Annotated in this window: 19 protein-coding genes and 1 pseudogene; 15 read left to right on the forward strand and 5 right to left on the reverse strand. The window is 66.7% G+C overall.

Features of this window, described 5'->3' with window-relative positions; genetic code table 11:
• Positions 1 to 283 precede the first annotated feature (283 nt).
• The 6 genes and pseudogenes from ACJH6H_RS23300 to ACJH6H_RS23325 form a co-directional block, all read left to right on the forward strand.
• A pseudogene (locus ACJH6H_RS23300) lies at positions 284 to 439 on the forward strand (FAD-dependent monooxygenase); the annotation flags it as partial.
• 125 nt (positions 440 to 564) lie between these two features.
• On the forward strand, positions 565 to 1743 hold the full coding sequence (locus ACJH6H_RS23305; RefSeq protein ID WP_256445375.1) for an FAD-dependent monooxygenase: 1179 nt from the start codon (positions 565 to 567) through the stop codon (positions 1741 to 1743).
• A gap of 52 nt (positions 1744 to 1795) precedes the next feature.
• Positions 1796 to 2503, forward strand: coding sequence for a DUF899 family protein (locus tag ACJH6H_RS23310; RefSeq protein WP_212806800.1), 708 nt, complete (start codon positions 1796 to 1798; stop codon positions 2501 to 2503).
• Complete coding sequence (locus tag ACJH6H_RS23315) at positions 2500 to 2985, forward strand: SRPBCC family protein (RefSeq protein WP_212806801.1); 486 nt, start codon at positions 2500 to 2502, stop codon at positions 2983 to 2985. The genes ACJH6H_RS23310 and ACJH6H_RS23315 overlap by 4 nt, the downstream gene beginning before the upstream one ends.
• A 279-nt stretch (positions 2986 to 3264) precedes the next feature.
• Positions 3265 to 3720: a DUF5994 family protein gene (locus ACJH6H_RS23320; protein ID WP_212806802.1), complete on the forward strand. Its 456-nt coding sequence runs from the start codon at positions 3265 to 3267 to the stop codon at positions 3718 to 3720.
• Between the two features lie 83 nt (positions 3721 to 3803).
• The gene (locus ACJH6H_RS23325; RefSeq protein ID WP_020102455.1) at positions 3804 to 4007 is read left to right on the forward strand and encodes a cold-shock protein; all 204 of its coding nucleotides are present in this window, start codon (positions 3804 to 3806) and stop codon (positions 4005 to 4007) included.
• 34 nt (positions 4008 to 4041) lie between these two features.
• On the opposite strand, the gene ACJH6H_RS23330 is transcribed toward ACJH6H_RS23325, so the two are convergent.
• Positions 4042 to 4494 (reverse strand): DUF5994 family protein, encoded by a 453-nt coding sequence (locus tag ACJH6H_RS23330; protein WP_212806803.1) that lies wholly within the window; start codon positions 4492 to 4494, stop codon positions 4042 to 4044.
• Positions 4495 to 4692: 198 nt separating this feature from the next.
• The gene (locus tag ACJH6H_RS23335) at positions 4693 to 5559 is read right to left on the reverse strand and encodes a MaoC family dehydratase (protein WP_212806804.1); all 867 of its coding nucleotides are present in this window, start codon (positions 5557 to 5559) and stop codon (positions 4693 to 4695) included.
• Positions 5560 to 5647: 88 nt separating this feature from the next.
• Between ACJH6H_RS23335 and ACJH6H_RS23340 the strand changes: the two genes are divergently transcribed.
• Entirely contained in the window at positions 5648 to 7660 is a 2013-nt protein-coding gene (locus tag ACJH6H_RS23340; protein ID WP_212806805.1) for an SDR family oxidoreductase, read from the forward strand.
• Positions 7661 to 7727: 67 nt separating this feature from the next.
• Here the strand turns inward: ACJH6H_RS23340 and ACJH6H_RS23345 are convergent, their stop codons facing one another.
• Positions 7728 to 8972, reverse strand: a complete 1245-nt coding sequence (locus ACJH6H_RS23345) for an ammonium transporter (RefSeq protein ID WP_212806806.1) — start codon at positions 8970 to 8972, stop codon at positions 7728 to 7730.
• 204 nt (positions 8973 to 9176) lie between these two features.
• On the opposite strand from ACJH6H_RS23345, the gene glnT reads away from it, so the two are divergent.
• The 8 genes from glnT (at position 9177) to ACJH6H_RS23385 (ending at position 17822) form a co-directional block, all read left to right on the forward strand.
• The gene (gene glnT, locus ACJH6H_RS23350; protein ID WP_212806807.1) at positions 9177 to 10514 is read left to right on the forward strand and encodes a type III glutamate--ammonia ligase; all 1338 of its coding nucleotides are present in this window, start codon (positions 9177 to 9179) and stop codon (positions 10512 to 10514) included.
• 65 nt (positions 10515 to 10579) lie between these two features.
• Positions 10580 to 11491 (forward strand): glutamine amidotransferase, encoded by a 912-nt coding sequence (locus ACJH6H_RS23355; RefSeq protein WP_212806808.1) that lies wholly within the window; start codon positions 10580 to 10582, stop codon positions 11489 to 11491.
• Positions 11488 to 12168 carry a protein glxC gene (locus ACJH6H_RS23360; RefSeq protein WP_212806809.1) on the forward strand — a complete coding sequence of 227 codons (681 nt, stop codon included), beginning with the start codon at positions 11488 to 11490 and terminating at the stop codon, positions 12166 to 12168. Before ACJH6H_RS23355 ends, ACJH6H_RS23360 begins: the two co-directional genes overlap by 4 nt.
• A gap of 14 nt (positions 12169 to 12182) precedes the next feature.
• Positions 12183 to 13538, forward strand: a complete 1356-nt coding sequence (locus ACJH6H_RS23365) for an FMN-binding glutamate synthase family protein (RefSeq protein WP_212806810.1) — start codon at positions 12183 to 12185, stop codon at positions 13536 to 13538.
• On the forward strand, positions 13538 to 14716 hold the full coding sequence (locus ACJH6H_RS23370; protein WP_212806811.1) for an FAD-binding oxidoreductase: 1179 nt from the start codon (positions 13538 to 13540) through the stop codon (positions 14714 to 14716). The genes ACJH6H_RS23365 and ACJH6H_RS23370 overlap by 1 nt, the downstream gene beginning before the upstream one ends.
• Positions 14717 to 14755: 39 nt before the next feature.
• On the forward strand, positions 14756 to 16072 hold the full coding sequence (locus ACJH6H_RS23375; RefSeq protein ID WP_212806812.1) for an allantoate amidohydrolase: 1317 nt from the start codon (positions 14756 to 14758) through the stop codon (positions 16070 to 16072).
• Entirely contained in the window at positions 16026 to 16673 is a 648-nt protein-coding gene (locus ACJH6H_RS23380; RefSeq protein WP_020102466.1) for an XRE family transcriptional regulator, read from the forward strand. The genes ACJH6H_RS23375 and ACJH6H_RS23380 overlap by 47 nt, the downstream gene beginning before the upstream one ends.
• 63 nt (positions 16674 to 16736) lie before the next feature.
• On the forward strand, positions 16737 to 17822 hold the full coding sequence (locus ACJH6H_RS23385) for a nucleoside hydrolase (protein WP_406775899.1): 1086 nt from the start codon (positions 16737 to 16739) through the stop codon (positions 17820 to 17822).
• A 72-nt stretch (positions 17823 to 17894) separates the two neighbouring features.
• Here the strand turns inward: ACJH6H_RS23385 and ACJH6H_RS23390 are convergent, their stop codons facing one another.
• Both ACJH6H_RS23390 and ACJH6H_RS23395 read right to left on the reverse strand, forming a co-directional pair.
• The gene (locus tag ACJH6H_RS23390) at positions 17895 to 18317 is read right to left on the reverse strand and encodes an organic hydroperoxide resistance protein (protein ID WP_133427590.1); all 423 of its coding nucleotides are present in this window, start codon (positions 18315 to 18317) and stop codon (positions 17895 to 17897) included.
• Positions 18318 to 18369: 52 nt separating this feature from the next.
• Complete coding sequence (locus ACJH6H_RS23395; protein ID WP_406775900.1) at positions 18370 to 18801, reverse strand: MarR family winged helix-turn-helix transcriptional regulator; 432 nt, start codon at positions 18799 to 18801, stop codon at positions 18370 to 18372.
• Between the last annotated feature and the right edge of the window lie 42 nt (positions 18802 to 18843).

An 18843-nucleotide genomic window follows, 5' to 3' on the forward strand; every position in this document is an offset into this window, starting at 1 on the left:
CTTCTTCGCAGACTTGCAGGTCGTGAAGCGGAACCTACGCCCGTGCTCCGTATTTACACCGCGTCCCGGACACGACCTGCTTAGTTGACCTTTTGCAGTGCAAACGGTCGAACCCGGCACCGTTGGAGATTTCGTAATGCGCGTCGCCACGGAGAAAAGCAACCCCTGCTCCCCTCACTTTCAACATATAGCGCACCCCGGGGCTTGTGGCAAGACCCCCCCTCATGCTCCAGAATCGCTGGGCTGCAACGTAACTGCAGCTCGATCGTCTTGAGGGGGACGCATGACGAACATTGACGTGATCATCGTGGGCGCAGGACCGACCGGTCTGACGCTCGCCACCGAACTCTGCCTGACCGGGATCAAACCGCTTGTCCTGGAGCGACTCACCGACATTCGCGAGGTCGCCAAAGCCGGCGGCATCGGCGGCCAGATCCTCAACCTGCTGCGCTACCGCGAACTCGGTGACCTGCTCAATGACGCGGCCGGCCCGCCCGTCACCGCCAAACTCCCGTTCGGCGGCATCCACGTCGATCTCACCCAGCTCGACGAGTCGCCGATCAGGTGCAGCGGCTCCCCCAGCCTCGGCTCGAAGCCCTCCTGCAGGACTACGCACGCAGCCTCGGCGTCGAGGTCCGGCGCGGCCAGGAGGTCGTCGGTCTGCAGCAGGACGACGACGCCGTGCATCTCGAGGTCCGCGGTCCGGATGGTCCGTACCGCATCATCGCGCATTACGTCGTGGGCTGCGACGGGGTACGGAGCCGGGTGCGGGAACTGGCCGGCATCGGCTTCCCGGGCATCGTCTACCCCGAGATCCACCGGATGGCCACCGTCACGTGGCCGCGCGAGATCACCGCCCGCGACGACGGCGACTACGACGTCCCGGGCTATGGCCGCCTGCCGTGGGGCTACAGCCAGACCGAGGGCGGCATCTTCGCCATCGCGTCGTCAGAGCCCGGATGGTTGGGCCTGTACACCAGCGAGGCTCCCGACCACGACTACGACGATGACGACCCGATGACGCTGGACGAATTCCGCGCCAGCGTCCGTCGCGTGCTCGGCGTGGACTTCCCGCTCGGCGAGCCAAAGCGGCTGACCCGCTTCACGTACGCGGCCCGGCACACCGAGCGCTACGTGTCGGGCCGGGTGCTGCTGGCCGGTGACACGGCGCACCAGATTCCGACGGGCGGCGTCGCGGTATCGGCCGGGATGCTCGACGGGGTGAACCTCGCGTGGAAGCTCGCCGCCACGCTCCATGGCTGGGCACCGCCCGGCCTGCTCGAGACCTACCACTCCGAACGGCACCTCGCCGGCGAACGCCTGCTGCTGCACGCGCAGGCCCAGGTGTCGTTGCGGCGGGGCCACGACCCGGCCGACGAGGCGCTGCGAAAAGTGTTCACTGAGTTGCTCTCCGACGCGCCCGCGCTTGCGCGCGTCGGCGCGATGATCGCCGCGTCCGACGTCCGGTATCCGATGCCCGGCGCGCAGCCGCACCCGCTGGCCGGGACGTTCGCGTCGCACCTGCCCGACGACGTCGTGGCGGCCCTGCGCGCGGCGCGACCTGTCTTCGTCGGACCACCCGAGCTGTGCGACGTCGCGGCACCGTGGGTGGATCGCGTCGACATCCTCAGGGGCCAGGCCGACGCCCTGCTGATTCGCCCGGATGCACACATCGCGTGGGCCGGCGCCTCGGATGCGGGGCTGCGGGACGCACTCACGTATTGGTTCGGCGATCCGCGATGAATATTCGCGCCCGCACCGGTCTACCCAGTGAACGCAACCATCAGGAGGCAACATGACCGAGCAGACCGCCCTGCCGCCAGTGGTCGACCAGGACACCTGGCGGGCCGCCCTCGACGACCTGCGCCGCCGCGAAAAGGCCGCGACGCGCGAATTCGACGCCATCGCCGCACAACGGCGCCGGCTGCCGATGGTCGAGCTGCCCGACTACACCCTGATCGGCGCCGAGGGGCCGGTGCGGCTGGCTGACGTCTTCGACGGCAAGTCCCAGCTGATCGTCTACAACCACATGTGGACCGACGGCGCCGAGTGGCAGTGCTCGGGTTGCACCGGCTTCACCTCGCAGTTCACCCGCCTCGATTTCCTGGCCAATTACGACGCCCGCTTCGTCATCGTCACCAACGGGCCCATCGAGGAAGCCTTGGCCTACAAGGCCAAAGTGGGCAACAAGATGGAGTGGTACTCGTCGTCGGAGAGCAGCTTCGGGTCGGACATGGGCGCCGCGCCCGGCACGGGTTTCGCCGTCAATGTGTTTCTGCGACACGGCGATACGGTGTACCGCACCTGGCACACCGACGGCCGCGGTTGCGAGCAGCTGGGCCACAGTTTCGCGTTGATCGACGTTCTGCCCTACGGCCGCCAGGAGCAGTGGCAGGATTCGCCCGAAGGCTGGCCCCAGTCGCCGACATACTCCAAATGGGCCAGTTCACAGGACATTGCCCGCGCATACGGATCGAACGCAGAGAACGGACAGAACCGATGACCAGCAGCTCGACGACCCAGGAACGCTTCGTCGCCACCCGCACCATCGCCGCACCGCCCGCGGCGGTGTTCGCGGTGCTGGCCAACCCGGCGCGGCACAAGGAGACCGAACCGGGCGACTGGGTCCGCGACGCCGTCGACGCCGCACCGATCACCGGTACCGGCCAGGTCTTCGCCATGAACATGTACCTGGACCAGGCCGGCGGGGACTACGTCACGTACAACCTGGTGACGGATTTCGAGCCCGACAGGACCGTCGGCTGGGCGACCGGCAGTCTGGACGAGTCGGGACAGCACGTCCCGGGCGGTTGGTGGTGGCGCTACGACCTGACCCCGAATGGCGACGGCACCGATGTCACCCTCACGTACGACTGGACCGAGACACCGCAGGCCTTCCGCGACCAGATCGGCGGCATGCCGCCGTTCCCGCTCGGGTTCATCGAGGAGTCGCTCGCCGCACTCGACCGCGCCGTCACCGGGTAGGGGCCGCCTCGCCCGCGCTGCGCGACAACGCTTGCACGACAACGGATTGTCACACATGCACGGGCGAGGCGGTGCCCTCACCGAACCGAGGGTACGGGCAAAAGCGTCGGCCGTTCACCGAGTCGACTCCGAATGGCCAGGCGAGAACCGTTTTGGTCCTGCGCGTTTCCCGCGTACGCTTGGTCCATCGGCGGTACTTCGTCGCGTGGCGGGTCAAAGCCACGCCGTCGCCGATTCGAAGTAGTTTGACCGATTCGCGGTCAAGGCAGGAGCGTCGAAATGACGCCGCAACATGACCGCACGACCCACGCTCAGCGCACGTCGCCGAAGCAGACTCCACGATTGCGGTTGAAGCCCAAGGCTCCCCACAGTGGATATGTCGACGGGGCGTGGTGGCCGCACACCCGCAACCTGAGCACCGAGCTGCCCGACCTGCTGGCCGTCTTGTCGGTGCGCCTCGGACAGATCGACCGGGTGCTCTACAACGTCGGCGAGTGGTCGGCCGCCCCCACCAAACTCGCGGCAGGCGGGCGGCGGGTGCGCCTCGACGGCTATCAGCGCCAGCCGATCAACACCGTTGAGGTGGTTGGTCTCGATCGCAACCGGATCGTGCTCCTGACCGTGCCCGTCGATACGGCTCCGGCAGAAGCCCATTGCGCGCTTATGAGTGCCGCGCAGCCCAATGACCACACGACGGTGTCGGGCATTTTCGCAGCCGCGCAGCACGCGGACTAGCGGTTCATCGCTTCTTGCGCTGAATCACAACAGATTTGGATGCGGACGTTCGCATCCATGTTCAAAAAGAAAGTAGTAGTCACATGACCGAAGGAACCGTGAAGTGGTTCAACGACGCTAAAGGCTTCGGCTTCATCTCCCCCGACGGCGGTGCACCCGATGTTTTCGTACATCACACCGAAATCCTGGGCGCCGGCTTCCGCTCACTGGAGGAGAACCAGCGAGTGAAGTTCGATGTCACCCAGGGCAATAAGGGCCCGCAGGCCGTCGGCGTCACCACGCTCTGATTCCCGCGGAAATTCTGGACTGACGCACCACGCGTCAGTCCAGAACCTTTCCCGAAACACGTTGCCGCCGTGCGGCTGTCAGGATTTCCTCGGCGGTCTCCAGCATCGCGTCCTCACCGCGACGCGGGTCTACCGGCTGACCGGCAGCGCGGCGCAGCACCATGCCGGCGAGCGTGTTGTTGGTCGTGCTGGGCACGATCAACAGGGTGGCGGTGGCTTCGCACCCTTCCACGGTCATGATGTGCTGCGCGCGTCCACGCCAGGCCTGCCAATTGAGGTTCGGCGGATTGTGCAGGGGCGACCAGTTGATGCCGACCTCCGCGATCTTCCCGAGACGGTCATCGAGAACCGCCATCAGGCCCCCGAATTCGTCGGCCAGGACTCCCGTGTACGGCCACCAGGCCCCGTCGATCCGACGACCGAGCTTGTCGGACAGGCACAGCCGGACGGGCTTGTCGGCGCGGATCCGTTGCGCGACGTACGCCATCAGGTCACCACCGCATGCTGAAGCCCACTGGTGCGCCATCCCATGAAAAGTCCTAACGGTCGGTGCCGCGATCACCCACCGGCAGAATCACGTAGAGACCACGCTGCCAATGACTTCGAGCGGAGCCGCCAAGCAACATCTGACGCGGCTCTACCTATGACGCTACGCCGCATGCGCGGCCGCCGCGCCGCGCAACCGTCAGTCGCTGTACTCCGCGGTCCCGTCTTCGAGCACCAGCCGGGCGTTGCTGCCGTCGGCCGCAGCGGCCTCGGTACGGAACACCGCGTGCCCAGGCTCGGTGCGCCACACCGATGTCGTCAACGTCTCGCCGGGGAACACCGGGGATGTGAAGCGCGCGCCGACGGCCTTGATCTTGGCGGCGTCACCGCCGGCGAGCTCGGTGACCAGGACGCGGCCGGCGACGCCGTAGGTGCACAGGCCGTGCAGGATCGGCTTCGGGAAGCCGGCGAGGGTCTGCGCGAACCACGGGTCGCTGTGCAGCGGGTTCCGGTCGCCGGAGAGCCGGTAGATCAGCGGCTGATCCTCGGTGGTGGGCAGCGCCACGACGGCGTCGGCCGGGCGATCCGGGATCTCCGGCGCGGCGGCCCGCTCCCCTGGCTGCCCGCCGAATCCACCCTCACCGCGGATCACCGCGGTCGACCAGGATTCGGCGATCACATTCCCGCTGTCGTCCGTGGCGGTGCCCTTGAACGTCAGGATGGCGTTCTTGCCCTCGCCCTTGTCCTGGATGTCGACCACCTCGGAGCTGACGTTGAATCGGCCCGACGGCGGCAGCGGCGCGTGCAGCCGAATCTGCTGGCTGCCGTGCAGCAGCTTGCCGAAGTTGAAGCTGCCGACCTCCCCGACAGCGCCCCAGGCCGGGCAGCAGATCACCGCGTAGGTGGGCAGCACCTGCTGGTCGATGCCATGGCTGTTCTCCGTGGTGAACGCCAAATCCTTCGTCCCGCAACCCACTCCGAGTGCGTAGAGCAGGGTGTCGCGCTCGGTCCACTCGAAAGGCTGCGGTGCGGTCTTGGCTCCGATGGCATTGGGGTTGATCGGCATTCGGCGGTTCTCCCTCAGAAGTCGGTGTGACAAATTCGGACCATACGCGCTATTGACCTGAACCCGCGACAGGTTCACGATGACTCGCATGCGATATGTCGTTACCGGCGGTACCGGGTTTATTGGCCGCCGCGTCGTCAGCCGGATTCTGGCTCAGTACGACGAAGCCGAAGTGTTCGTTCTCGTTCGTCGGGCCTCGTTGGCTCGCTTCGAAGAACTGGCCGCGGACTGGGGTGACCGGGCGAAACCCCTGGTCGGCGACCTCACCTCCGCAGGTCTGGGCCTGGCCGATCTGGCTGATCTGGGTCCGATCGATCATGTGGTGCACTGCGCCGCGATCTATGACATGACCGTCGACGCCGCTACTCAGCAGGCCGCCAACGTCGAAGGGACTCGCGCGGTGATCGAGTTGACGCGCGGCCTCGGTGCGACGCTGCACCACGTGTCGTCGATCGCGGTGGCCGGCAATTACCGGGGCGTTTTCACGGAGGACGACTTCGATGTCTCCCAGGAGCTGCCGACGCCGTACCACCAGACCAAGTTCGAAGCCGAGCAACTGGTGCGCGCCACCGCGGGTCTGCGGCACCGGATCTACCGGCCTGCCGTCGTCGTCGGCGACTCCCGGACCGGCGAGATGGACAAGGTCGACGGGCCGTATTACTTCTTCGGGGTGCTGTCGCGACTGGCAGCACTGCCGAAATTCACGCCGATGATGGTGCCCGACACCGGCCGTACCAACATCGTGCCGGTGGACTACGTGGTCGACGCGCTGGTGGCGCTGATGCATGCCGAGGGACGCGACGGCCAGACCTTCCATCTGACCTCGCCGAATCCCATTGGGCTCAAGGACATCTACCGCGGCGTCGCGCAGGAAGCCGGCTTGCCGCCACTGCGTGGCACCTTGCCGAAGGCCACTGCGGCTCCGGTGCTCAAGGCCACCGGGCGGGCCAAGGTCCTGCGCAACATGGCGGCCATCCAGTTGGGCATCCCCGGTGAGGTGCTCGATGTCGTCGACCTGGCGCCGTCGTTCGCCTCCGAGGCCACTGTCGCAGCATTGCAGGGCACCGGCATCGTCTTACCCGAATTCGCTTCCTACGCACCGAAACTCTGGCGGTACTGGGCCGAACACCTGGACCCGGACCGGGCCCGCCGTGATGATCCGCGCGGTCCGCTGGTCGGGCGCAACGTGATCATCACGGGTGCCTCGAGCGGTATCGGCCGGGCCTCGGCCATCGCCGTCGCCGAGCGCGGCGGGCGGGTGTTCGCGCTGGCGCGCAGCGCCGACGCCCTCGATGAGCTGGTGGCGGAGATTCGCCAATTCGGCGGCGAGGCCTACGCTTTCACGTGCGATGTCGCCGACGGCAGTTCGGTGGAACACACCGTCAAGGACATCCTCGGCCAGTTCGATCACGTCGACTATCTGGTGAACAACGCCGGCCGCTCGATCCGCCGGTCGGTCGTCAACTCGACCGACCGCTTCCACGACTATGAGCGCGTGATGGCGGTCAACTACTTCGGCGCCGTGCGAATGACCCTGGCGCTGCTGCCACACTGGCGCGAACGCCGGTTCGGTCACGTGGTCAACGTGTCGAGCGCCGGGGTGCAGGCCAACAGCCCGAAGTACAGCGCCTATCTGCCGAGCAAGGCCGCGCTGGACGCGTTCTCGGAAGTGGTTGGCACCGAGACCCTTTCGGACCACATCACGTTCACCAACATCCACATGCCGTTGGTGGAGACCCCCATGATCGCGCCGTCGAAGCGGTTGAACCCCATGCCGCCGATCACCGCGGAGCACGCCGCGGCAATGGTGGTGCGCGGCCTGGTCGAGAAGCCGGCCCGGATCGACACCCCGATGGGCACGCTGGGTGATCTCGGAAACTACTTCACACCCAAGCTGTCTCGCCGCGTGCTGCACCAGTTGTACCTCGGCTACCCGGATTCGGCAGCGGCCCGCGGTGTCGCCGAAACCCAGCCGCCGGTTGATCGTCCGGATCGCCCGCGCACACCGCGTCGACCCAAGCGGCCCCTCGCAGCCGGCAAGGTCCGGGTGCCCCGTCCGGTCAAGACCGCGGTACGGCTGATCCCCGGCGTGCACTGGTAGACACCGATACAGACGGCGACACCTGGTCCCAGCAATGGGGCTCGGACCAGGTGTCGCGGTGTCGAGGTCAGACCAATTCGTACGCCGGGTCCCGGTGCAGGGTCGAGTCGATGCCCTCTTCCTCCTCTTCCGCCGAGATCCGCAGCCCCATCATCTTCTTGATGACAAGCGCGATGACGAGGGCCACCGTGAACGAGTAGGCCAGGACCGACCCCGCGGCGACGGCCTGCTTGAGCAGCAGGTCTGCGCCGCCGCCGTACAGCAGTCCGTTGACGCCGTTGGGCATGCCCGAGCTGGCGAAGAAACCGATCAGCAGGGTGCCGACGATGCCGCCGACGAGGTGGACGCCGACGACGTCGGTCGAGTCGTCATAGCCGAACTTGTGCTTGAGCCCGATGGCGAACGGGCAGATCACCGCCGGGATGAAGCCGACGAAGATGGCGCCGACCGGGGTGACGGCACCACACGCGGGAGTGATGGCGACCAGACCGGTGATGGCGCCCGAGGCGGCGCCGATGCCGGTGACGTGGCCGTCCTTGAACTTCTCCACCAGGAGCCAGCCCAGCGTGGCCGCACACGTCGCGACGAACGACGTGACCATGACGATCGCCGCCGGCTTGCCGGCGGACAGCGCCGAGCCACCGTTGAACGCGTACCAACCGGCCCACAGCAGACCGGCGCCGAGCAGGATGAGCGGCACGTTGTGCGGCTTACGTGACGACCAGGTCGCCGAGCGGCCGAGCACCAGCGCCACCGCGAGCGCAGCCGCGCCCGCGTTGATGTGGACCGCCGTGCCACCGGCGAAGTCGATGGCGTGCAGCTTGTTGGCGATCCAGCCGCCCTTGGCGTCACTCGTGACGACGCCGTCGACCGCGAAAACCCAATGGGCGACCGGGAAGTAGACCAGAATTGCCCACGCCGTCGCGAACGTCATCCAGGCCGCGAACTTCATCCGGTCCGCGGCGGCACCCGAGACGATCGCCACGGTCAGCGCCGCGAAGAGCGCCTGGAACAGCGCGAACAAGCTGACCGGCAGGCCGTTGATGGTGGTCATCGGGTCCAGGAGGTTCTTCATCCCCGCGAACTCGGTGAAGCTCCCGACGAATCCGCCATAGGAAGTGCCGAACGCCATGGAGAAGCCGAACAGCACCCACAGCACTCCGACGACCGCCACGGCGCCGTACGTCATCATCATCATGTTGGTCGAACTCTTCACACTGACCATGCCGCCGTAGAACAGGGCCAGCCCCGGGATCATGATGGTGAGCCCAATGATGCAACAGAGCATGAATGCTGTTGTTCCGGTATCCATTTCGCCTCCTCGCAAGTTCGGGGCACAGGCTATGCCCGTCTCGGGACAGTAGACATCGTTTTCTTTGCGTAGACGAGATGGTGCGCGTAACAAGCTTGTGAACGACCTCGTAACGCCGAAGTTACGTAGCTGCTGTTGCAATCCCCAAGTCGCCCATGTCTACTATTGAGAAACGATGATTCCTATCAGTAGTCGGGAGTTGGCATGACGAAGCCCACCACACTTGCGGAGTTGGCCGCCCAGGCGGGAACCAAGTTCATCCTCGCGCTCTTCGTCGACCTGAACGGCAAGCCGTGCGCGAAGCTGGTGCCAGTCGAAGCGGTCGACGAACTCGCCACCGACGGAGTCGGGTTCGCCGGCTACGCGGTCGGCGCGATCGGCCAGGAACCGAAAGACCCCGATCTGGTCGCCATGCCCGATCCTGCGTCGTTCACACCGATCCCCTTCGTCAAAGAGGGCCTGGCCCTCGTCCATTGCGATCCGCACGTGAACGGTGAGCCGTGGCCGTTCGCGCCGCGCAACATCCTCAAGGCCATGATCCAGCAGGCCGCCGACGCCGGATTCGAACCGTGGATCGGCGCCGAGGTCGAGTACTTCCTACTCAAGCGGGACGCCGACGGCGCATTGGTGCCTGCGGACGACCAGGACACCGCGGCCCAACCGTGTTACGACGCCCGCAGTGTCACCCGGATGTACGACCACCTGTCGTCGATCAGCACCGCGATCAACGGTCTGGGCTGGGGCAACTATGCCAACGATCACGAGGACGGGTCCGGCCAGTTCGAACAGAACTTCAATTACGCCGAGGCGCTGACCACCTGTGACCGCGTCATCACCCTGCGTTACCTGCTCAACGTGATGGCCGCTGAGCGGGGCATGATCGCCACGTTCATGCCGAAGCCGTTCGCGAACAAGACCGGATCCGGCCTGCACATGCACATGTCACTCACCAGTGGCGGCGCCCCGGTGTTCCCGACCGAGCCCCACGAGGACGACCGCGGCCTCGCGATGTCCGCGACGGCGTACTCGTTCATCGCCGGCATCCTCGATCACGCGTGCGCCATGCAGGCGGTGATCGCGCCAACGGTCAACTCCTACAAGCGAACCGGCGCCATCTCGACGGCGTCGGGCGCCTCATGGGCGCCGCGCTTTCCGACCTATGGCGGCAACGACCGCACCCACTACGTGCGCGTCCCGGACAGCAGTCGCATCGAAATGCGCGGCGCCGACGGTTCGGCCAACCCGTACCTGGCGGCGGCCGTCGCACTCGCCGCCGGACTGGACGGCATCAAGCGGGCTGCTGACCCCGGCGCCCTGGGCACGGGACCGAAACAGGAACGCCTCCCCGCCACGCTGTTGCACGCCATCGAACGGCTGGAGACCGACGAGGTGATGACCGGCGCCCTGGATGCCGCCATCCCGCCCAACACCGATATCCCCAGTGTCGCCGCCTATTTCGCCCGTCTGAAGAAGACCGAGTTCTGGGACTGGCATTCCGCGGTCGGCGCCTGGGAACACGAGCGCTACCTCACCGCTTTCTGAGCACTGCAGCAAAACCGCTGTCGGCCAACAACATCGGGCCGCGACGAGAAAGGACCAGTACAACCATGTGCGGAATCGTCGGGTTGCACCTGCGCAACCCCGAGCTCTATCCCAGGCTGGGTGAACTGTTGGCCGGCATGCTGACCGCCATGGAGGCGCGCGGCGCCGACTCCGCCGGCATCGCCGTGTATGGCGACCCCGAGTGGTCACCGCCGGGACAGAGCACCATCTCGCTGATCGAAGTCGGCGAGTCCCCCGAACAGGTCGCGGAAGCACTCGGCGCCCGCCTGAGCGCCGAAATCACGGTCATCGCGCGCGATGTGACCTATCTGGTGTCGGCGTCCACGACGCCCGAGGCACTGCTCGCCGCGGCCAAGGCGGTGTACCCGCACGCTCTCGTCGGCGGATTCGGCACCGATGTGGCGGTGCTCAAGGGCGTCGGCACGCCCACGTCGCTGGTCGAGAACTGGGGCTTGGCCGGCGCACAGGGCTGGCAGGGCGTCGGCCATACCCGGATGGCCACCGAATCGGCGGTGACGCCCAGCGGCGCACATCCGTATGCGGTGGGCCCGGATCAGTGTCTGGTGCACAACGGTTCGTTCGCCAACCACGCCGGCATCCGACGTAACCTACGCGCGGCCGGTGTCGAATTCGATTCCGAGAACGACACCGAGGTCGGTGCCCGCTTCGTGGCCCACGAGCTGGCGGCGGGATCCGACGTCGAGCAGGCCCTGACCGATCTGACGACAACATTCGACGGCTTCTACACCCTGCTGGTCTCCAACAGCGACAGCTTCGCCATCGTCCGCGACGCCATCGCGTGCAAACCGGCGGTCATCGCCGAGACCACGGACTGGGTGGCCATGGCATCGGAGTTCCGCGCCCTGGCGCACCTGCCGGGGATCGAGGACGCCCGCATCTGGGAGCCCGAACCCGAAGTGGTCTACGCCTGGAGCCGAGAGGCGGTGCCGGCATGAGCGACGCGCCAACGACTTTCGACCTGTCGACGGTGAGTCTGCGTGACGTCAATGCGGCCCTGCACGCCGACGGCATCGACGGCCAGTTCGTCATCACCAATCCCCAAGGCGCGCACAACGTGGCCGTCGGAGTCAACTCGCCGGTCGAGATCACGGTGCACGGCCACGTCGGCTACTACGCCGCCGGCATGAACCAGAAGGCCGAGATCACCGTCAACGGCAACGCCGGACAAGGTCTGGCGGAGAACATGATGAGCGGTGTCGTCCATGTCACCGGCGACGCATCGCAATCGGCGGGCGCCACGGGGCGCGGCGGACTGCTCGTCATCGACGGCAACGCCGCCGCCCGGTGTGGCATCTCGCTGAAAGGGCTGGACATCGTCATCGGAGGCTCAGTGGGCCACATGAGCGCCTTCATGGCACAGAAGGGCCGCATCGTCATCCGCGGTGACGCCGGCGACGCCCTCGGCGACTCGATCTACGAGGCCCGGCTGTACGTCCGAGGCGAAGTGAAATCCCTTGGTGCGGACTGCATCGAGAAACCGATGGAGGCCGAACACCTCGAGGAGCTCGCGGGCCTGCTCAAGGCGGCGGGCTACGACGACGACCCGGCCACGTACCGGCGCTACGGCTCGGCCCGCAACCTCTATCACTTCCAAGCACACAACTCCTACTGATTGGAGGCCAGCTCATGACCTTCTCGGCAGACGACCGCGCCAACCGCGGTCTACGCGAGTCCGCCACCTTCGACCGCACGACCATCGCCGCCATCCACCGGGCGGCGGAGACCGGCATCTACGACATCCGCGGCTGGGGCGCCAAGCGCGCACTCCCCCATTTCGACGACCTCCTCTTCCTCGGCGCGTCGATGTCGCGCTACCCTCTGGAGGGCTACCGCGAGAAGTGCGGCACCGATGTGGTGTTGGGCGCACGGAACGCCAAATACCCACTGCACCTGGATATCCCGGTCACCATCGCCGGCATGTCGTTCGGGGCGCTGTCCGGCCGCGCCAAGGAGGCGCTCGGACGCGGCGCCTCAGAAGTGGGTACGTCGACCACCACGGGAGACGGCGGCATGACGCCCGAGGAACGTGGCCACTCCAAACACCTTGTCTACCAATACCTGCCGAACCGGTACGGAATGAACCCGGACGACCTACGCCGCGCCGACGCCATCGAGGTGGTACTCGGCCAGGGCGCCAAGCCCGGTGGTGGCGGAATGCTGCTGGGCCAGAAGGTCTCCGAACGGGTCGCCGGGATGCGCGACCTGCCACAGGGCATCGACCAGCGCTCGGCGTCGCGGCACCCCGACTGGACCGGCCCTGACGACCTGACCATCAAGATCAACGAGCTCCGTGAGATCACCGATTGGGAGAAGCCGATCTACGTCAAGGTCGGCGCATCGCGCACGTACTACGACGTCAAACTCGCGGTCCACGCCGGCGCCGACGTCGTCGTGGTCGACGGCATGCAGGGCGGCACCGCGGCCACCCAAGAGGTGTTCATCGAGCACGTCGGCATCCCCACCCTGGCCGCAGTACCGCAAGCCGTGCAGGCCCTGCAGGAACTCGGCGTACACCGCAAGCCCGACGGCGTGCAATTGATCGTGTCCGGCGGCATCCGCACCGGCGCCGACGTCGCGAAAGCACTGGCGCTGGGAGCCGACGCCGTCGCGATCGGCACCGCTGCATTGATCGCGCTCGGCGACAACCACCCGAAGTACGAGGCCGAGTACGCCCAACTCGGCTCGGCAGCAGGGTTTTTCGACGACTTCCAGGACGGCCAGGACCCAGCAGGCATCACCACGCAGGATCCGGTGTTGCAGCAGGCGCTGGACCCGGTCGACGGCGGCCGCCGCGTCGCCAACTACCTGCGCGTCTTGACGATGGAGGCACAGACCATCGCACGCGCCTGCGGCAAGGCACACGTCACGCACCTGGAGCCTGAGGACATGGTTGCCGTGTCCATCGAAGCCGCCGCCATGGCGCGGGTGCCGTTGGCCGGCACGTCGTGGATCCCGGGCCACTCCGCGGCAGGTGGTTTCTGATGGCGTCGAAAGCCGTGATCATCGGTGGCGGCCTCATCGGACTGTCCATCGCACACTCCCTGACTCAGCGCGGGCTCACGGATATCCTTGTCCTGGAACGGCATCAGCTGGCCAGCGGCGGCACCGGAAAATCATCGGGCATCGTCCGCGCCCACTACGGTGTGCCGTCGATCGCCGCGATGGCCTGGCGCAGCCTGCCGGTGATCGAACAGCTGGGAGACGCCGTCGGCTTCCGCCAGGTCGGCTACACCGTGCTCGTCGGTGACGAGAACGTCGACGCCCTGAGCGCGAACACGGCCATGCATCAATCGCTCGGCGTCGAGGTCGAACTGATCGACACCGACACCCTGCAGAAACTGTGGCCGATGCTCGAAACCTCCGATGTGGCACTGGCTTCCTACGAACCACGCGGCGGATTCGCCGACGCCACCCAGCTGGCACTGCACTTCGGGCAGGCAGCCCGGGCGGCGGGGGCCAGGATCCGGCAGAACACGCCCGTCGCCCGCGTCGTGACAGCCGGCGACAAGGTCACCGGGGTCATGCTGGAGAACGGTGACCTCATCGACGCCGATCTGGTGATCGTGGCCAACGGCTGGTGGTCGGCAAAGTTGTTGGCCGCCATGGGCATCGACTTTCCCATCGAGGCGTATCGATCGGAACTGCTGATCGTCGACGCCGGCACACCGCTGCCGGACCTGCCGGTGATCTCCGACTTGATCAGCCTGCAGTACTGCCGCGTCGAAGGCTCCGGCCAGTTTCTGGTCGGCAACAGCGACCACGCCGACTTCCAGAAGAAGTTCGTCGACCCGGACAACTACTCGAATGTCGCGGCGGAGGCATCCGTCCTGGCCTACGGCGAAAAGGTGATGCACCGGTTCCCCGGCTTCCCCGAGCCGGCGGTGACCCACACCTACGCCGGCGTGTATGACGTTCCGCCGGACTGGAATCCGGTGATCGCGCCGGTCGGTGGGGTCGACGGGTTGATCCTGGCGGCCGGGTTCGCCGGTCACGGATTCAAGATCAGCCCCGCGGTCGGTGAGCTGGTCGCGGATCTGGTATTCGAGGGCGACAGCACCGATCCGGATATCCCGGCCACGGACTTCCGGCTGGAACGGTTCGCCGAAGGCAAGCCGCTCAACAGCCTGCACCCGTACGCCGGTGCGGGCGAGATGCGCTGATCACGTCACCCTGAATCTCTCTGCCAAGAAGGATCTTTCATGCCTGACACCGTCACCTCGTTGCTTGCCGAGATCGCCGGCACCGGCGTCGACAACCAGCGCGGCGGCTACACCCGGCCCGTCTATTCGACCGCCGAGCTCGACCTGCGGTCGTGGTTCGTCGCGCACGCGGCAAAGCGCGGCCTGGACATCGAGACCGACCGCAACGGGATCATCTGGGCCTGGTCGGGCGGAGTCGGCGACGACGCCGTCGTCACCGGCAGTCACCTGGATTCCGTGCCCGGCGGCGGCGCCTACGACGGGCCGCTCGGGGTGGCGTCGGCGTTGGTCGCTTTCGATCTACTGGCCGCCCGCGGTGTCGGCGGGCGGCGGGCCATCGCGGTGTTCCCCGAGGAGGAGGGCTCACGTTTCGGGGTCGCGTGCCTGGGCTCGCGGCTGCTGACCGGAGCGATCGACCCGGACCGGGCCCGATCACTGACCGACAGCAGCGGAACCACATTCGCCGAGGCAAGTCGTTGTGCCGGAATCGATCCCGCTCATCTGGGGCCCGATCCAGACATGGTGCGGCGGATCGGGACGTTCGTGGAACTCCATGTCGAACAGGGCCGCGGGCTGATCGATCTGGGCAGGCCGGTGGCTGTCGCGTCGTCCATCCTCGGCCACGGCCGGTGGCGGTTGTCCTTCACCGGTGCGGGCAACCACGCCGGCACCACGCTCATGACGGACCGGGCCGATCCCATGGTGGCCGCCGCCCGGCTGATCACCGCCGTCCAGTCACAGGCGCGGGCCATCAGCGGCGCACGCGCCACCGTCGGCCGGATCGTCCCGGTGCCCGGCGGCACCAACGTCATCGCCTCGCGTGTGGATCTCTGGCTGGACGTACGTCACCCCGAGGACGCGGTGACCAAGTTCCTGGTGCACGAGATCGCGGAGGCCGCCAATGCCGCTGCCGCCGGCGAGGGCTGTGGTGTCACGATGACCGAGGAATCATTCAGCGCCACCGTCGATTTCGATTCGTCGTTGCGTGACGGGCTGAGCGCTACGCTCGATGACGCGCCGATACTGGGCACCGGCGCGGGGCATGATGCCGGAGTCTTGAAGGATCACGTGCCCACCGCAATGTTGTTCGTGCGCAACCCCACCGGCGTCTCCCACGCGCCGTCCGAAGCGGTCGAGAACGCGGATGCCGAAGCCGGCTCGGTCGCTCTGGCCGACAGCCTGCAGCACCTCATCGAGGCCCAGTCGGCCCGTACCGACCCCGACGCGCGTCGTCTACTGACAGTGGACGTTGATGCGTTACGGTTGACAAGTGGAGAACGACGAAACGCTACTTCGCAATGCGGGCACCACCCGTAACCGACGGCCCGACGACAAGGTCGAAGAACTCGAGCTCGAGGTCGCCATCGCGCGCAATGTTCGTCAGCTGCGCCACAATTCGGGTCTGTCGGTCGGAGAGATGGCCGCCCGCATCGGCATCTCCAAGGCCATGCTGTCCAAGGTCGAGAATGCCCAGACGTCCTGCTCGCTGAGCACCCTCGCGCTGCTGTCCAAAGGTTTCGACGTACCGGTGACCTACCTGTTCCGCGGCGCCGACACCGAACGGCCCGCGTCGTTCGTCAAAGCCGGCAAGGGCACCCCGATCGTCCGCAGCGGCTCGCAGGCCGGCCACGAATACGAACTACTGGGTGGGCTCCGCGGCGAGCACAAACGCCTGGAATGCCTGATGGTGACGCTCAACGAGGACAGTGAGGTCTATCCACTGTTCCAGCATCCCGGGACCGAATTCATCTACATGCTCGACGGCGTCATGGACTACGGCCATGGCCATTCCGAGTATCGGCTCGAGCCCGGCGACTCACTGCAGTTCGACGGTGAGGGCGTCCACGGGCCGACCCGGCTGATCCGGCTGCCGATCCGTTTTGTGTCGGTCATCGCATTCCCCGACGGCGCGATATAGATAACAGGCCCAGAGCCCGCGATCGGACTGCCCGTTCCCCCGCGGCCCCTTAGGGTTGGCGACATGACAGGGGGCCTACTTCCCGCCGGCCAGGCCAGGGTGCAGCCGGTTTTTGCCGACGTCGACACCGGCGTAGACGACGCGATGGCACTGGCCTACCTGCTGGCCAGCGCCGACGCCGAGCTGGTGGGCATCGCGTCCACCGCGGGAAACGTCCCGGTCGACCAGGTATGCATCAACAATCTGGGGTTGCTGCAGTTGTGCGGAGTCGGGCCCATCCCGGTGTCGCGGGGCTCGAGCGTCCCGCTGGTCGCCCCGTTGCGCACCGCCGAGGACACCCATGGCCCGCGAGGACTGGGCTATGCGGAACTGCCCGAGCCCAGTGCCGAGTCCGAGACCGGTGGCGTGCTCACCGAGTACGACGCCGCCGAGGCCTGGATCCAGGCCGCACGCGAATACCCCGGTGAGTTGATCGGTCTCGTCACGGGCCCGCTGACCAACTTCGCGTTGGCGCTGCGGAAGGAGCCGTCACTCCCCCGGCTGCTGCGGCGCCTGGTGATCATGGGCGGGGCCTTCGACTACCGCGGCAACACCACGCCGGTGTCCGAGTGGAACATCAGCGTCGACCCGGAGGCCGCGGCCGAGGTGTTCTCGGTGTGGGGCGCGGCATGGGGTCTGGAGGACCCGGCCCATCTGCCAATTGTGCTGGGGCTCAACCTGACCGAGAACGTCGCGATGACGCCGTCGCTGCTGAGCCGGCTGGCGACCGCAGCGGGCGGACCGTCGTCGCCGATGAGTGTGCTGGACGATCGCGGGACGCGGTCGACGTCGTCCAACCCGCTGATCCGGGTGCTGGAAGACGCCATGCGGTTCTACTTCGAATTCCATTTCGACCAGGGCGAGGGTTATCTGGCGCACCTGCACGATCCGCTGGCGGCGGCCGTCGCGCTGGATCCGGACATCGTCCGGTACCAGCAGGCGACGGTCGATGTGGAACTGCTGGGCACGCTGACACGCGGTATGACGGTCGCCGATTGGCGCGGGCACTGGGGACGCCAGCCCAATGCCCACATCGGCATCGAGGTTGACCCGGTGGCGTTCTTCGACCGGTTCATCGAGCGCGTCGGGGCCTTCGCGTCGAAGCTGTAACGCCGAAAGGCCACTTATGACACGTGAATTCGCGGATTTCGTGTCGTAAGTGGCCCGTCGGGCGCTGGGTTATCAGTCGTCGGTGACGGTGATCTTGACGTCGATGTTGCCGCGGGTGGCGTTGGAGTAGGGGCACACCTGGTGGGCCTTGTCGGCCAGCTCCTGCGCGGCGTCGTGGTCCAGGTTCGGCAGGGTGATCTCGAGCTCGACCGCGAGGCCGAATCCACCGTTGTCCAGCTGGCCGAGCGAAACCCGTGCTCCCACAGACGAATCGGTGACGTCCGCCTTGGCTTCGCGAGCGACCAGCCGCAGCGCCGAGTGGTAGCAGGCCGCGTAACCGATGGCGAACAACTGCTCGGGGTTGGTGCCGTTGCCGCTGCCACCCATCTCCTTCGGGATGGCCAGGTCCAGGTCGAGCTTGCCGTCCGAGGTGCGACCGTGGCCGTCGCGACCTTCGCCGGTGGCCAGGGCTTCAGCGGTGTAGAGCGTCTTCATGTCGATCTCCTTGTGGTGGTTGGTGCACAGTGACGCGGGATGCGTCGGTAAATCAGTGCGATGCGCTGAGCGCATCGGTCAATCGGTGAATCGCGTCGCGCAGGTCTGCCGCTTCCCGCTCGGTGATGCCCATCCGGGCGCCCAGCTGTTGGGGAATGCACTGGGCCTTCCCTTCGAGCTTGCGGCCGGCCGGGGTGAGGGTCACCTCGACCTGACGCTCGTCCTGCAGCGACCGTTCACGACGGATGAATCCGTTGGCCTCCAGCCGTTTCAGTAGCGGTGAGAGAGTCCCCGAATCCAGCTGCAGCCGCTCACCAAGGCGCCCGACCGTGACCCGTTCCTCTTCCCACAACACCAGCAGCACGAGGTACTGCGGGTAGGTGAGATTCAGCTCGGACAGGATCGGCCGGTAGGCCGCCGTCATCGCCCGCGACGCCGAGTACAAGGCGAAGCAGAGTTGGCGGTCCAAGGTGAGTGCGTCCACGTGAAGAACTGTAGCCCACAATTCAGTTGTGCGCAATCATAA

Source organism: Mycobacterium sp. SMC-21, from assembly GCF_045310825.1.
In the GTDB taxonomy this organism is placed as follows: Bacteria; Actinomycetota; Actinomycetes; order Mycobacteriales; family Mycobacteriaceae; genus Mycobacterium.